Genomic DNA, 12,874 nt, shown 5'->3' on the forward strand with positions numbered 1-12,874 from the left:
GACCTGCCCGTCGTTGCGAGGAGCGGAAGCGACGAAGCAATCGAGGAGGACTGGGTTGAACGGTTCAGCCCATCCCCCTGGATTGCTTCGCTGCGCTCGCAATGACGGAAAGCGCAGCGCGACCCCTCATCCGCCTGCCGGCACCTTCTCCCGCAAGGGGAGAAGGCCAGACAGCGAATACCGGCGCGCATACTGCCCCTACGTCCCCCTTGGCTTCGCCCGTGTCGTCGGCAGCGCTGCTGCCGGATCGTCCGGCCAGAGATGGCGGGGATAGCGGCCCTTCATCTCGGATTTCACCGCAGCCCAGGAACCGCGCCAGAAGCCGGGCAGATCACGCGTGACCTGGATCGGCCGATGGGCCGGAGAAAGCAGCTCCAGCACGAGTGGCACGCGCCCACCTGCCAGCGCCGGATGCGTCGCAAGACCGTACAATTCCTGCACACGCACCGAAATGGTCGGGCCAGCCTCGGCGGCGTAGTCGACCGCAAGCGAGGAGCCGGTCGGGGCAGTGAAATGGGTCGGCGCCTCCTGGTCGAGCCGGCGTTTCATCTCCCAGGGCAGAAGGCCCGCCAGCGCTGAATCGAGATCGCTGGGCTGGATCGCAGCGAGGGACGCGCGGCCGAGGAGATGCGGCGCCAGCCAGAGTTCCGGCTCCAGCGACAAGCCTTCATCGGAAAGGTCGGGCCAACCGGCCTCCGGCTCTGCCTTGCGCAGGAAGGCGGCGCGCTCACGCAACTGGTTCTGCCCCTTGCTCCAGGGCAGGAGATTGATGCCGAGCGCCGCGATGCCTTTGGCCAAGGCCTCGGCATTCTCGGGCGTATTCGCAACCGAGAGCGGTCGCTCCGACAACGAAAGCGCCCCGTAGCGACGCAACGCCCGGACGCGCAGCGCACGCGCCGTGCGGTCGAAGCTCGCCTCCTCGCGCTCCGCGATGGCGAAGGGGGCGAGGCCGTGGGAGGCGAGCGTCGCGATCTCGGCTTCGCTGATCGCGGCGGCGGCCATGATACGGGCCTGCTGGGCTGCGCCGGTCATCTCCGCAACGACGATATAGGGCTCGCGCGCGAGGCGCTGCGACGGCTCCAGCGCGCCGCCGCGGCCATTGGCGAGAAGATACTGGCCGGAGCCCGGTGCGCGGGCCTTGGCAACGCGATCCGGGTAGGCGAAGGCGAGCAGGAGGCCGGGTGAAAGCGGATCGGTGGCCGAAGCCTGCCCCTTGCCGATGCTGCGCTCGGCGGTGCGGGCCCAGCCCTCGGCGAGGCGGCGCATGTCACCGGCCCGGCCGCCGCGCTCGCGACCGTAGCGTTCCAGCCGTTCGGCCAGATCGATGGCATCGCCGCCAAGACCGCGCTCGACCAGCACGGCAGCGAGATCGGCAGCGGCTTCCGCCTGCCCGAAGCGCGCGGCCGCCACGACCATGCGGGCGAGGCGCGGCGGCAGCGGCAGCGCCTGCAAGGCGCGCCCATCCGGCGTGATACGGCCATCGGCATCGAGCGCGCCGATATTGCCGAGGAGCGTACGGGCTTCCTTGAGGGCGGGTGTCGGCGGTGGATCGAGGAAGGCCAGGCTCAATGGATCGCCCACGCCCCAGGCGGCGCAATCGAGCAGCAACGGGCTGAGATCGGCCGATAGGATTTCCGGCCGGGCGAAGGCTTCGAGCGCGCCGGTCGCGGCCTCCTCCCAGAGCCGGTAGCAGACACCGGGCTCGGTGCGCCCGGCGCGGCCCCGGCGCTGATCGGCAGCGGCGCGGCTGACGCGGCGGGTCTCCAGCCGGGTCACGCCGATATCGGGCTCGTAAACCGGAACGCGGGCGAGGCCGGAATCGATGACGACGCGAACGCCCTCGATGGTCAGCGAGGTCTCGGCGATGGCGGTCGCGAGCACGATCTTGCGCCTGCCCGCCGGGGCCGGCAGCACGGCACGGTCCTGCTCGCGCTGGTCGAGCGCGCCATAGAGCGGCGCGATCTCGACGGCCGGATCGCGCAATCTTTCGCGCAGACGCTCCTCAACGCGACGGATTTCGCCCTGGCCGGGCAGGAAGACGAGCTGCGAGCCCGGCTGCTCGTTGAGCGCCAGCAGAACCGTCTCGGTGACCTGATCCTCGATGCGCTTCAGCGGGTCGCGACTGCGATAGCGCGTCTCGATAGGATAAGCGCGCCCCTCGCTCTCGATCACCGGAGCATCGCCGAGCAGTCTTGCGACGCGGGCACCATCCAGCGTCGCGGACATCACGAGGATGCGCAGATCCTCGCGCAGGCCGCCCTGCGCGTCGAGCGCCAGCGCCAGGCCGAAATCGGCATCGAGCGAGCGCTCGTGGAATTCATCGAAGAGCACAGCGGCGACGCCGTCCAGCGCGGGATCGTCGAGGATCATCCGGGCGAAGACGCCCTCGGTGACGACCTCGATGCGCGTCCTCGGGCCGATCTTCGAGCCGAGGCGCACGCGCAGGCCCACGGTGTCGCCGACGCGCTCGGCCAGCGTCTGCGCCATCCGGTTCGCCGCGCCGCGCGCTGCCAGACGGCGCGGCTCCAGCACGATCAGCTTGCCGCCCTTGGCCCAGGGCTCGTCGAGCAGGGCAAGCGGCACGCGCGTGGTCTTGCCGGCGCCGGGCGGGGCGACCAGCACGGCATTCGGCCGCGCCTGCAGGGCGGCGGCGAGATCACCGAGGACGGCGTCGATCGGAAGGGCTGTGTCGAAGGCGCGCATGCCCGGCCGATGTGGCGCAGGCGCGTGCCGCACGCAAGCCACTCGCCAGCCGGCGCGTGTCATGCTAACCGCTGCGGCATGACTGAGACCGGCCAGACCCGCATCCAGAACCGTTTCCAGGCCTGCGCCCGCGAGGGCCGGGCGGCGCTCGTGACCTTCGTCACGGCCGGCGACCCCGATTTCGAGACCTCGAGCGCGATCCTTGCAGCCCTGCCTGGAGCCGGCGCAGACGTGATCGAGCTCGGCGTGCCCTTCACCGACCCGATGGCGGACGGCATTCCCGTCCAGCTCGCCGGCCAGCGCGCGCTCAAGGCCGGCCAGACGCTGCGCAAGACGCTCGCGATGGTCGAGAGCTTCCGCAAGGCCGGCCATGACACGCCGATCGTGCTGATGGGCTATTACAACCCGATCTGGGCCTATGGCGTCGAAGCCTTCCTGAGCGATGCCCGCCGCGTCGGCATCGACGGGCTCATCGTCGTCGATCTGCCGCCGGAAGAGGACGAGGAGCTCTGCCTGCCGGCGCTGAAGGCCGGCGTCTCCTTCATCCGCCTGGCGACGCCGACAACCGACGACAAGCGCCTGCCCAAGGTGCTGCAGAACACCTCCGGCTTCGTCTATTACGTCTCGGTGACCGGTGTGACCGGCGGCGCCATCGCCGATTACGGCGCGGTCGGCGACGCCGTCGCGCGGATCAAGCGCCATACCGATCTGCCCGTCGCGGTCGGCTTCGGCGTGAAGACCGCCGAGGATGCCGCCACCATCGCCAAGCGGGCGGACGGCGTCGTCGTCGGCTCGGCGCTTGTCGAGCGCGTCCGCCTTTCGCTCGACAGCGAAGGCAAGGCCACGGAAAAGACGGTTTCGGCTGTCACCTCGCTGGTCAGCGAGCTCGCCCAGGGCATCCGCTCCGTCGCCAAGGCGGCCTGAGGCCCAAGTTTCGTTCATGGTCGCGTCGCTTGCCCGCCGGCAGGCGCGACCCCATTTTCGGCGTGACGGCGCGCAAGCGCTGACAAGCCCATCAGGGATTCATCCGATGAACTGGATTTCCGAAGTCGTCCGGCCGCGCATCAAGACGCTGTTCAAGCGCGAGAGCCCCGAGAACCTCTGGATCAAGTGCCCCGATTCCGGGCAGATGGTGTTCCACAAGGATGTCGAGGCCAATGGCTACGTCATCCCCGGCTCCGAGCACCATATGCGCGTCACCGCGCCGGAGCGCCTGCGGCTGACCTTCGACGACGGCAAATGGCTCGATGTCGCGCTGCCCGAAGTCGCGACCGACCCGCTGAAATTCCGCGACGAGAAGCGCTATGTCGACCGGCTGAAGGACGCCCGCGCCAAGACCGGCATGCAGGACGCCTTCAAGATCGGCTATGGCCGGGTCAAGGGCCTGCCGATGACGCTGGCCGTGCAGGATTTCCACTTCATGGGCGGCTCGCTCGGCATGGCCGCGGGCGAAGCCTTCGTGAAGGGCGCAGAAACCGCGCTCGACAAGAAGACGCCCTATGTCGTCTTCGCGGCGTCCGGCGGCGCACGCATGCAGGAAGGCATCCTCTCGCTGATGCAGTTGCCGCGCACGACGGTCGCGGTGCGGCGCCTGCGCGCGGCGGGCCTGCCCTATTTCGTGGTTCTGACCAATCCGACGACCGGTGGCGTCACCGCCTCCTATGCCATGTTGGGTGACATCCATATCGCCGAGCCCGGCGCGCTGATCGGCTTCGCCGGCCCGCGCGTGATCGAGCAGACGATCCGCGAGAAACTGCCGGACGGCTTCCAGCGCTCGGAGTATCTCAAGGATCACGGCATGGTCGACATGGTCGTGCATCGCCGCGACCTGCCGGAGACGCTGGCCCGGCTCGGCCGCCTGCTGACGAAGCAGCCGGCCGTGAAGGAAGAGGTTGCTGCGCCCGCGCGTCCGGTGGCCGAGGCCGTCTAAGGAATTCTGCGGCTGGGGGCCGTCACGTCATGGGGTCTTCCGACGCCTTGCTCGCGCGCTTCATGGCGCTGCATCCCAAGCTGATCGACCTCTCGCTCGGCCGCATCCTCACCTTGCTGGAGCGGCTCGGCGATCCCCAGAAGAAGCTGCCGCCGGTGATCCATGTCGCCGGCACCAACGGCAAGGGCTCGACCATCGCCTTCATGCGGGCGATCCTCGAGGCGGCCGGCCTCTCCGTCCATGTCTATATCTCGCCGCATCTGGTGCGCTTCCATGAACGCATCCGGCTGGGCGCGCCCGGCGGCGGGCGCTTCGTCGCCGAGGACAAGCTGGTCGAGGCACTGGAGCGCTGCGAGGCGATCAATGCCGGCGAGCCCATCACCTTCTTCGAGATGACGACAGCCGCCGGGATCCTGCTCTTCGCCGAGCATCCGGCGGATGTGCTCTTGCTGGAGGTCGGGCTCGGCGGGCGCTTCGACGCGACCAATGTCATCGCGCACCCGGCCTGCACGGTGGTGACGCCGGTCTCGCTCGACCATTCCGAATATCTCGGCGACACCGTCACCAAGATAGCGGGCGAGAAGGCCGGCATCTTCAAGCGCGGTGCCCCGGCCGTGATCGCGCCGCAGGAGCCCGAACCGACCGCCGTTCTTGAAGCCGCGGCCGAACGCGCGGGCGCCTCGAAAATCCTGATCGGCGCGCAGGATTTCAACGTCCACGAAGCCGGCGGGCGGCTGGTCTACGAGGATCAGGACGGGCTGCTCGACCTGCCGCTGCCGCGCTTGTCCGGCCGGCACCAGCACATCAATGCCGGGACGGCGATCGCCGCGCTGCGGGCAGCCGGCTACGGCGCCCTGCCGACCCGCGCCTTCGAGGACGGGATGCGCCAAGCCGACTGGCCGGCGCGATTGCAGCGCCTGTCGCGCGGCGCCCTCGCAGAAATCGTGCCCGAACGGGCTGAGCTCTGGCTCGACGGCGGCCATAACCCCGATGGCGGGCGCGTGCTCGCCCAGGCCATGGCCGATCTCGCCGATCGCAATCCGGCGCCGCTGGTGATGATCGCCGGGCTGCTCTCGACCAAGGATGCGGCCGCGACGCTGCGCCACTTCAAGGGGCTGGCGCAGGTGCTCTACGCCGTGCCAATCCATAATTCGCTGGCCGCGCGCCCGGCCGAGGAGGTCGCGGAGGCTGCCCGCAGCGCCGGGCTCGTCGCCGAAGTCGCCAGCTCGGTCGAGCAGGCGCTGCGGACGATCGCTGCGCGCGACTGGCCGGTGCCGCCGCGCATCCTGATCTGCGGCTCGCTCTATCTCGCGGGCGAGGTACTCTCGGATAACGGCACGCCGCCGACCTAATTGTCGGATGTGTGCAGCGCCGTGTTTAGGAAGCGCGGGTCATCCCGGACGGAGCGAAGCGGAGATCCGGGATTCATTCCGGAGCCTCTCCGGTTGGCGTTCCGGCATGGATCCCGGGTCTCCCTACGGTCGCCCGGGATGACGAGGTATTTTTCAGAGGAACGGCAGGTTCCGAATCTCCTGCCGAACCGTAGAGAGGGAAGCCATGCCCGTTCCCGGATTGATCGTCGTCGGCGCCACCCTGCTCTGCGGCATGCTCGGCGGATGCGTCACGACCGAGGGAACAGCGCCGGGGCAAGCCGACAGCACGGAGCGGGTCGCATCCGGCAAGCGGACCTTCCTGCAGAAGACCTTCATGACGATGGACGAGCGCTGCCGGCCGGTTCCGCGCCCCAAGGGCGTGCTGACCGAGCCGCCCCGGCACGGCAAGGTCCGGCTGGCGACCCGCAAGGCCGCGGCCGAATACGGTCCGGGGCCGATGCGGCATTGCGACGGCAAGGTCGGGCCGTCGCTCGCCTTCGAATATGCCTCGAAGCGCGGCTATCGCGGCCCCGACAGCTTCCTCGTGCGCATCCGCTACAATGATGGCGAGATCCGCCACGAGCGTTTCGAGATCGCGGTCGACTGAGGCTGGACACCATAGGACAGCGTCATGCAGCGCAGCTTCGGAGCCTCGGGCCCGCTCGTCCCGGCCATCGGCCAGGGTAGCTGGTACAGCGAGCAAGGTGACCGGCGCGAGGCCATCGCGGCCTTCCGGCGCGGGCTCGATCTTGGCCTGACCCATATCGACACGGCCGAGATGTATGGCGACGGCCGCGCCGAGGCGCTGATCGGTGAAGCCATCGCAGGCCGGCGCGACGCGGTTTTCCTCGTATCGAAGGTGCTGCCGCACAACGCCTCGCGACGCGGCGTTCAGGCCGCCTGCGAGCGCTCGCTCAAGCAGCTGAAGACCGACCGGCTCGACTGCTACCTGCTGCACTGGCGCGGCCCGCATCCCCTTGAAGAGACCTTCGCCGCCTTCGAGGCGCTGCAGCAGGAGGGCAAGATCCTGTCCTGGGGCGTCAGCAATTTCGACGAGGACGATCTCGACGAGGCGCTCGCCGCCGCCGGCAAGGGCAGGATCGCCTGCAATCAGGTGCTCTACCATCTGCGCGAGCGCGCGATCGAGCATGCGGTGATCCCATGGTGCGAGCGGAACGGCGTCGCCGTCGTCGCCTACAGCCCCTTCGGCCATGACGATTTTCCGGCCGCCGGCACCCCTCAAGGCAAGGTCCTGGCCGAGATCGCGGCGGGCCATGGTGCGACGCCCCGGCAGGTCGCGCTCACCTTCCTGACCCGGCGCGACAGCGTGTTTGCTATCCCCAAGGCCGGCCGGGTCGCCCATCTCGAGGACAATGCCGGCGCGTTGAACCTCGCGTTGTCGGAGGCAGAGATCGCCCGGATCGACGCTGCCTTCCCGCGCGGCCGCAAGCCTGCCTCGCTGCCGATGATCTGAGTCGCCGGAAACCACGTTCCGCCTTCCGGCTTTACAAGCCGGCGGCGTCGGCGCTTTCCTAGAGTCAAGGGCGGCAGCCGTCAGAGCTCGATAACGCCTCATCCAGCAGTAGCGTTTTTCGGAGTGAGTGTGATGCGTCGCGTTCTCGGCATCCTGGCCGCCCTCATCCTGTCGGCTTTCGCCGGCGCCGCCCATGCCGGCGTCGATGTCAGGGTCGATATCGTTGCCCAGCGCATGTCGGTGACCACCACCGACGGCGAGATCTACGACTGGAAGATTTCATCCGGCCGCAAGGGCTTCCGCTCGCCTAACGGCGTCTATCGACCGACCCGGCTCGAGAAGAACTGGTACTCGCGCAAGTACGGCGGGGCGATGCCCCATTCCGTGTTCTTCCGTGGCGGCTACGCGATCCACGGCACCACGGCCGTCGGCGCGCTCGGCCGCCCGGCCTCGCATGGCTGCATCCGCCTGCACCCCGCCAACGCCGCCAAGCTCTTTGCGCTGGTGAAGAAGCATGGCTCCAGCCAGACCAAGATCGCGTTGCACGGCGCCGCGCCCGACAATCTCTCGCGCTTCGCCAAGGCCTCATCGCCGTCGAAGACCAAGCTCGCGAAGGCTCAGTCGTCCAAGCAGACAATCGCCAAGGCGAAGCAGCACCATCAGGCGACGAGCGTCGCCCAGCAGCGCCGCGGCGGCGACTGGGAAACAGCGCGCGGCCAGATCCTGCTGCGGCCCACGCTGCCGGCCGGCGCCTATGGCTACCAGCCCTATTACCCGCGTGGCTACGGCTGGCGCTGACGGGCGAAAGCGCCCCGCTTGACGGAAAAATGCGTCGTCATTCCGGACAAGCTGCGAAGCAGCGCCGATCCGGAATCCATCGGAGGGCTCGGCACTCTACGATGGATCCCGGGTCAAGCCCGGGATGACCGACGGGTTTCCGCACAAGCTTTCAAGCGCTAGATCGCCTCGGGCACGATCCTGAGCCAGCCTTCCAGCATCTCGCCCGGCGCCAGACGCTGGAGCGGTGCGGCGGCACGCGCCGGCGGTTCGCTCGGCGCGCCGATGGCGTGGCTCTGCGGCTCGACGCAGAGGAAATCAGCGCTGGCCGGTGCCCAGACCACCGGGCAGTCGAGATTATCGCTCGCGGTCAAGGTAATCGCGAGGCCGGTCGAGGGCGTCTCGATCCGGGCCGTGCCGTCCCAGCCGAGGAAGCTCCAGGCGGTCACGGTCTCCGCGCGGAAGGGCTGCGCCTCGGCATAGGGGCCGCCATCGGCGAAGGCCTGCTGGCCGGTCGCGCGGAAGGCCTCGCCGAAGACCAGCGCGCCGTCGCTGCGCATGACGAGGCGCGTGTCGGCAGCGCAGGGAAACCAGGGATGGTGCCCCATGCCGAACGGTAGTGCCGTCGCTGCCTCGTTGGTGATCGTCATCCGGATGGTCATACCGGTGTCATCGAGGATGACTTCCTGCCGCGCCCGGTAGCGATAGGGATCAATTCCCTCGGTTCGCAGATGTTCAAGGACGGTATGACCGCGGTCATACTCCAGAACGTCCCATGCGGCCTGCCAGCCGAAACCGTGGATCGCCCCGCCCGGATCGTTCTGCGGGACGAGAAAGCGCTGCTCGCCATCGTCGACGACGCAGCCGAAGGCGCGGTTGGCGAAAGGCAGCAGCGCCCATGTCCCGAAGAAATTCGGCGAGGTCGTGCCCGGCTGCCGTCCGGCAGGCGGGTAGAGCACGTCATGGCGCCGCCCGTCCGGTCCGCGCCAGCTCAGGGAGGAGACGATGCCGCCCATCTCGGGATGAATGACGGCGTCGAGGCCGCCTGCTTGCAGTTCGAGCATCCGGCTTGTCCGATTCGTCCTCGTGATCCCGAATCTCAGGGTTGCCGGGAAGTCATACCTTGCACAAGGCTTCTCGGTCCCGGCTCTTGACCGGACCGGGCACGGCAGAGACAGTCGCGCGCCTTGGATCGCCGCGCGTCCTATCGGACGCGATAACGGCGATCCATACATGTATTGTCGCATCGGCTTCTTCCGGAAAGTGGATTCCACTTTTCGGTCCGATGCTGCTGCCGGAGCCTGCCATGCCCAAACCTCTGATCGCGCTCGACTGGGGCACGACCCGCGCACGCGCCTTCCTGATCTCGGAGACGGGCGCAGTGCTGGAGCGGCGCATCGCCGATCGCGGCATCCAGTCGGTCCCGGCTGGCGGCTATCCGGAAGCTTTCGCCGAGCTTGCCGGCGATTTCCTGAAGGCTGCGCCCGATGCAGCGATCGTGCTCGCTGGCATGGTCGGCAGCCGCAATGGCTGGATCGAGGCGCGCTATGTCGCCTGCCCGGCCTCCCCCGCCGAGATCGCGGCCGCCGCGATCAAGGTTGAGCTCGATGCCGGAACGAACGCCACCATCCTGCCCGGCCTGAGCTGCGACGACGGCGCCTTCGACGTGATGCGCGGCGAGGAGACCCTGATCGTCGGGCTGGGCCTGAGCGACGGCATCGCCTGCCTGCCCGGCACCCATTCGAAATGGGCCGAGATCAGGCAGGGCCGCATCACCCGCTTCGCCAGCTTCATGACCGGCGAGATCTATGGGCTGTTGCGCAACGATTCGATTCTCGCCCGACTGGCCGAAGCTCCCTCGGACGCGGACGCCGTCGAAGGCGCCGCCCGCGGCCGCGCTGCTGCCGGCCGGCCCGGAGGCTTGCTCAACACCGCCTTCGCCGCCCGCACTGAGGTCCTTGCCGGCCGGATGCCGGGCGGCGCGGTCGGGCCCTATCTCTCCGCACTCCTGGTCGGACAGGAGATCGCCGGGGCCGAGGCCTTGTTCGGCGAGGGCCAAACGGTCCATCTCGTCGCGGACGGAGCGCTGGCCGAGAGCTATGGTGCCGGCTTGCGAGCGAGGGGTCACGACCTCCAGCTCATCTCCCCCGAGGCGGCCTTCGTCGCTGGCGTCAGGCGGCTCGCGGCGGATCTCCCGGCATGATCGTCGTCTTCGGCTCGATCAATATCGATCTCGTGACCCCGGTCGAGCGCCTGCCGGGGCCGGGCGAGACCGTGCTCGGCCCGGGCTATGCCCTGCATCCCGGCGGCAAGGGAGCGAACCAGGCGCTCGCGGCCCGCCGTGCCGGCGCGGATGTCGTGCTCGTCGGCGCGACCGGGCGGGACAGATTCAGCGATGCCGCGCTGGCGCTGCTCACCGCCGACGGCGTCGATCTCGATCATGTCGCACTGGTTGACGAGCCGACCGGCGCCGCCTTCATCGCGACGGATCGCGACGGCGCCAATCAGATCATCGTCGCAGCCGGCGCCAATGCCGTTGTGCGGCCGGATGCCTTGCGGCAGCTCGAGCTTGCGGCGGAGGATATCCTGCTGCTGCAACGCGAGGTTCCCGAGGAAGCCTGCCTGGAGGCCGCCCGCGCGATGAAGCAAGCCGGCGGGCGCGTGATCCTCAACCTCGCCCCGGCAGAGGCGCCGTCGGCTGCCCTGCTGGACCAGCTCGATATCCTGATCGTCAACGAGCACGAGGCGATGGTGCTCGCGCAAGCGCTCGGCTGGCCGGATCGCGATCCGGATGTGATCACCCGCCGGCTCGACGCCGAGCGGCGCATCGCCACAATCGCGACGCTGGGAGCAGCCGGAGTCGTGGCCTGGATCGACGGCACCCGCCATCGGCTCGACGCGCCGCAGGTCGCGGTCGTCGACACCGTCGCGGCGGGAGACAGCTTCACCGGTGCCTTCGCTGCAGCGCTCGCCGCCGGGAAGGCGATGGGCGCTGCACTGCGCGACGGGCTCGCCGCCGGTTCGCTCGCCTGCACCAAGCGGGGAGCCCAGCCGAGCATCCCCTCTGCGGCCGAGATCGCGGCCCTGGCCGCCACGCTTGCCGGCGAACCCCGCCGGTAAGTCCGGATTAAGCGTTTCGGCACTCCGCCAGGTCTCCTCCTCCGGTTGCACGCAAATGCATGCAGCCCGTTCACGCTTCGTCAGGGCTCGCTTCCGCATCGTGCGAGCACCGGCGGAGGGACCGGAGGGACCGTGACGACATCACCATTGATCTGGGCGTTGAGCGTGGCCGGTGCCGCTGTCGTCGGGGCCTTGTCCTATACGCATTGGCTCGCCCCGCGCATGGCGAACGAAGCGCCCGCCGCCGCGGTCGCCGCGACAGCGCAGAGAGCGCCCGGACCACGCACGCCCACGACGCTTGCGGTCGCGGCCGATTATCGCGGGCACTACATCGTGCACCCCTCGGTCGACAATTACCGCATCAAGATGATGGTCGACACCGGCGCCAGCTTCGTGGCGCTGACATCCGCCGACGCGCAAGCGCTCGGGATCAGGAACGACGCCTCGTCGCGCAAGGTCATGCTCAGCACGGCCAACGGCACGATCGTCGGCTTCCGCACCGTGCTGCGGGAGATCCGGCTCGGCGAGATCGTCGTCCGCAATGTCGATGCCGTCGTCCTGCCCGAGCGCGCGCTCTCGATGAGCCTCTTGGGCAACTCCTTCCTCAGCAAACTCCTGGGCTACGAGGTCCAGACCGGGCGCATGGTGCTGCGCGGCTAGAGCCATTCCGCAATTCTCCGAATCGCTGAATGGCTCCAGGTCCTTGTTTTGTTGCATTTTCTTTACGCGAACCGGCGTCCACTTCGCTCGAAAATGCTCTCGAGCCATTCCGGCAACCGCGCATGGCGGCTTCTGCGCTCGGGACTGCAAAGAGTGCGAAACCAGGGGGCGTTGGAGGCGAGCCTGTGTTCGCGGGAACGCGGACCGTCCGACCGGTCGCCGCGTCGCGAAGCGTTTCAGCTGAAGTTCGGGCAGGCGTTGGTGCCGGTCCGCACCACCTGTTCGACGCTCGGGGAGCCGCCGGCCAGGCCATTGCGCGGACGCGCATAGATCGGGTTGTCGCCGAGCGTGAGCGTCCCGGTGATAACATAGCCGAGGTTTGGCGTGTACTTGTAGCTCGCCTGCGCCATGATGACCGAGGTATTCGGAACCCGGACGCTGTCGGGAACGATGACCGTGGTTCCCCGGCCCGGCGCGACGCCATTGCGCTCGTTGCTCCAGCAGACCTTGGCAACGCCGGTCGCGTCGATGACGACATTGGCGATCACCATGGAGGCATTGTTGTAGTCGTACGGCATCAGGATCGTCTGCGCGGCATTGAAGATATTCTCGACTTCCGCGGGCGAAACCGACTGGACGCGCGCCGTGAGATCGCTGAGAGCCGAGGTCAGCTGCGTGACCTTGCGGTTGACCATCACGAGTTGCACCACCTCCACCATGCCGACATAGGCGACGAGCATCACCGGCATCAGCATGGCGAACTCGACCAGCGCCACGCCTTCCCGATCGCGGCAGAACCGGCGCCAGAGGCGCGGACCCGTCTTTTTGCGCATGCCC

The 12,874-nt window shown here is 68.6% G+C and carries 12 protein-coding genes; 9 read left to right on the forward strand and 3 right to left on the reverse strand.

The features are described 5' to 3' along the window. Positions 1 to 198 precede the first annotated feature (198 nt). A complete protein-coding gene (gene hrpB, locus AC6RIC_RS26440; protein ID WP_499734600.1) occupies positions 199 to 2,703 on the reverse strand; it encodes an ATP-dependent helicase HrpB in 2,505 nt (834 codons plus the stop codon). Between the two features lie 78 nt (positions 2,704 to 2,781). Here hrpB and trpA point away from each other — a divergent pair, with 78 nt between their 5' ends. From trpA to AC6RIC_RS26470, 6 genes are all read left to right on the forward strand, one after another. Next, entirely contained in the window at positions 2,782 to 3,627 is an 846-nt protein-coding gene (gene trpA, locus AC6RIC_RS26445) for a tryptophan synthase subunit alpha (protein ID WP_499734601.1), read from the forward strand. Between the two features lie 106 nt (positions 3,628 to 3,733). Further along, positions 3,734 to 4,633: an acetyl-CoA carboxylase, carboxyltransferase subunit beta gene (accD, locus tag AC6RIC_RS26450; protein ID WP_454658818.1), complete on the forward strand. Its 900-nt coding sequence runs from the start codon at positions 3,734 to 3,736 to the stop codon at positions 4,631 to 4,633. A gap of 29 nt (positions 4,634 to 4,662) precedes the next feature. Beyond that, positions 4,663 to 5,985, forward strand: a complete 1,323-nt coding sequence (locus AC6RIC_RS26455; protein WP_499734602.1) for a bifunctional folylpolyglutamate synthase/dihydrofolate synthase — start codon at positions 4,663 to 4,665, stop codon at positions 5,983 to 5,985. 205 nt (positions 5,986 to 6,190) lie between these two features. Further along, on the forward strand, positions 6,191 to 6,613 hold the full coding sequence (locus AC6RIC_RS26460) for a hypothetical protein (protein WP_454658820.1): 423 nt from the start codon (positions 6,191 to 6,193) through the stop codon (positions 6,611 to 6,613). Positions 6,614 to 6,637: 24 nt separating this feature from the next. Further along, positions 6,638 to 7,480, forward strand: coding sequence for an aldo/keto reductase (locus AC6RIC_RS26465; RefSeq protein WP_499734603.1), 843 nt, complete (start codon positions 6,638 to 6,640; stop codon positions 7,478 to 7,480). Positions 7,481 to 7,612: 132 nt separating this feature from the next. After that, positions 7,613 to 8,278, forward strand: a complete 666-nt coding sequence (locus AC6RIC_RS26470; protein WP_499734604.1) for a L,D-transpeptidase — start codon at positions 7,613 to 7,615, stop codon at positions 8,276 to 8,278. Positions 8,279 to 8,436: 158 nt separating this feature from the next. Here the strand turns inward: AC6RIC_RS26470 and AC6RIC_RS26475 are convergent, their stop codons facing one another. Further along, the gene (locus AC6RIC_RS26475) at positions 8,437 to 9,321 is read right to left on the reverse strand and encodes an aldose epimerase family protein (protein WP_499734605.1); all 885 of its coding nucleotides are present in this window, start codon (positions 9,319 to 9,321) and stop codon (positions 8,437 to 8,439) included. A 242-nt stretch (positions 9,322 to 9,563) separates the two neighbouring features. On the opposite strand from AC6RIC_RS26475, the gene AC6RIC_RS26480 reads away from it, so the two are divergent. From AC6RIC_RS26480 to AC6RIC_RS26490, 3 genes are all read left to right on the forward strand, one after another. Further along, complete coding sequence (locus AC6RIC_RS26480) at positions 9,564 to 10,460, forward strand: 2-dehydro-3-deoxygalactonokinase (RefSeq protein ID WP_499734606.1); 897 nt, start codon at positions 9,564 to 9,566, stop codon at positions 10,458 to 10,460. Next, the gene (locus AC6RIC_RS26485) at positions 10,457 to 11,377 is read left to right on the forward strand and encodes a ribokinase (protein WP_499734607.1); all 921 of its coding nucleotides are present in this window, start codon (positions 10,457 to 10,459) and stop codon (positions 11,375 to 11,377) included. Before AC6RIC_RS26480 ends, AC6RIC_RS26485 begins: the two co-directional genes overlap by 4 nt. Before the next feature lie 132 nt (positions 11,378 to 11,509). Then, a complete protein-coding gene (locus AC6RIC_RS26490; protein WP_499734608.1) occupies positions 11,510 to 12,037 on the forward strand; it encodes a retropepsin-like aspartic protease family protein in 528 nt (175 codons plus the stop codon). Between the two features lie 236 nt (positions 12,038 to 12,273). On the opposite strand, the gene AC6RIC_RS26495 is transcribed toward AC6RIC_RS26490, so the two are convergent. Further along, positions 12,274 to 12,870 (reverse strand): TadE/TadG family type IV pilus assembly protein, encoded by a 597-nt coding sequence (locus AC6RIC_RS26495; RefSeq protein ID WP_499734609.1) that lies wholly within the window; start codon positions 12,868 to 12,870, stop codon positions 12,274 to 12,276. Positions 12,871 to 12,874 lie beyond the last annotated feature (4 nt).

This window comes from Allobosea sp. TBD101 (assembly GCF_059817965.1).

Excerpts from the sequence above, each read along its gene's own strand:
- AC6RIC_RS26475 (WP_499734605.1), bottom strand. The coding sequence starts at position 9,321 with ATGCTCGAACTGCAAGCAGGCGGCCTCGACGCCGTCATTCATCCCGAG.
- trpA (WP_499734601.1), top strand. The coding sequence starts at position 2,782 with ATGACTGAGACCGGCCAGACCCGCATCCAGAACCGTTTCCAGGCCTGC.
- AC6RIC_RS26495 (WP_499734609.1), bottom strand. The coding sequence starts at position 12,870 with ATGCGCAAAAAGACGGGTCCGCGCCTCTGGCGCCGGTTCTGCCGCGAT.
- AC6RIC_RS26465 (WP_499734603.1), top strand. The coding sequence starts at position 6,638 with ATGCAGCGCAGCTTCGGAGCCTCGGGCCCGCTCGTCCCGGCCATCGGC.
- hrpB (WP_499734600.1), bottom strand. The coding sequence starts at position 2,703 with ATGCGCGCCTTCGACACAGCCCTTCCGATCGACGCCGTCCTCGGTGAT.
- AC6RIC_RS26460 (WP_454658820.1), top strand. The coding sequence starts at position 6,191 with ATGCCCGTTCCCGGATTGATCGTCGTCGGCGCCACCCTGCTCTGCGGC.
- AC6RIC_RS26455 (WP_499734602.1), top strand. The coding sequence starts at position 4,663 with ATGGGGTCTTCCGACGCCTTGCTCGCGCGCTTCATGGCGCTGCATCCC.
- accD (WP_454658818.1), top strand. The coding sequence starts at position 3,734 with ATGAACTGGATTTCCGAAGTCGTCCGGCCGCGCATCAAGACGCTGTTC.
- AC6RIC_RS26485 (WP_499734607.1), top strand. The coding sequence starts at position 10,457 with ATGATCGTCGTCTTCGGCTCGATCAATATCGATCTCGTGACCCCGGTC.
- AC6RIC_RS26480 (WP_499734606.1), top strand. The coding sequence starts at position 9,564 with ATGCCCAAACCTCTGATCGCGCTCGACTGGGGCACGACCCGCGCACGC.
- AC6RIC_RS26470 (WP_499734604.1), top strand. The coding sequence starts at position 7,613 with ATGCGTCGCGTTCTCGGCATCCTGGCCGCCCTCATCCTGTCGGCTTTC.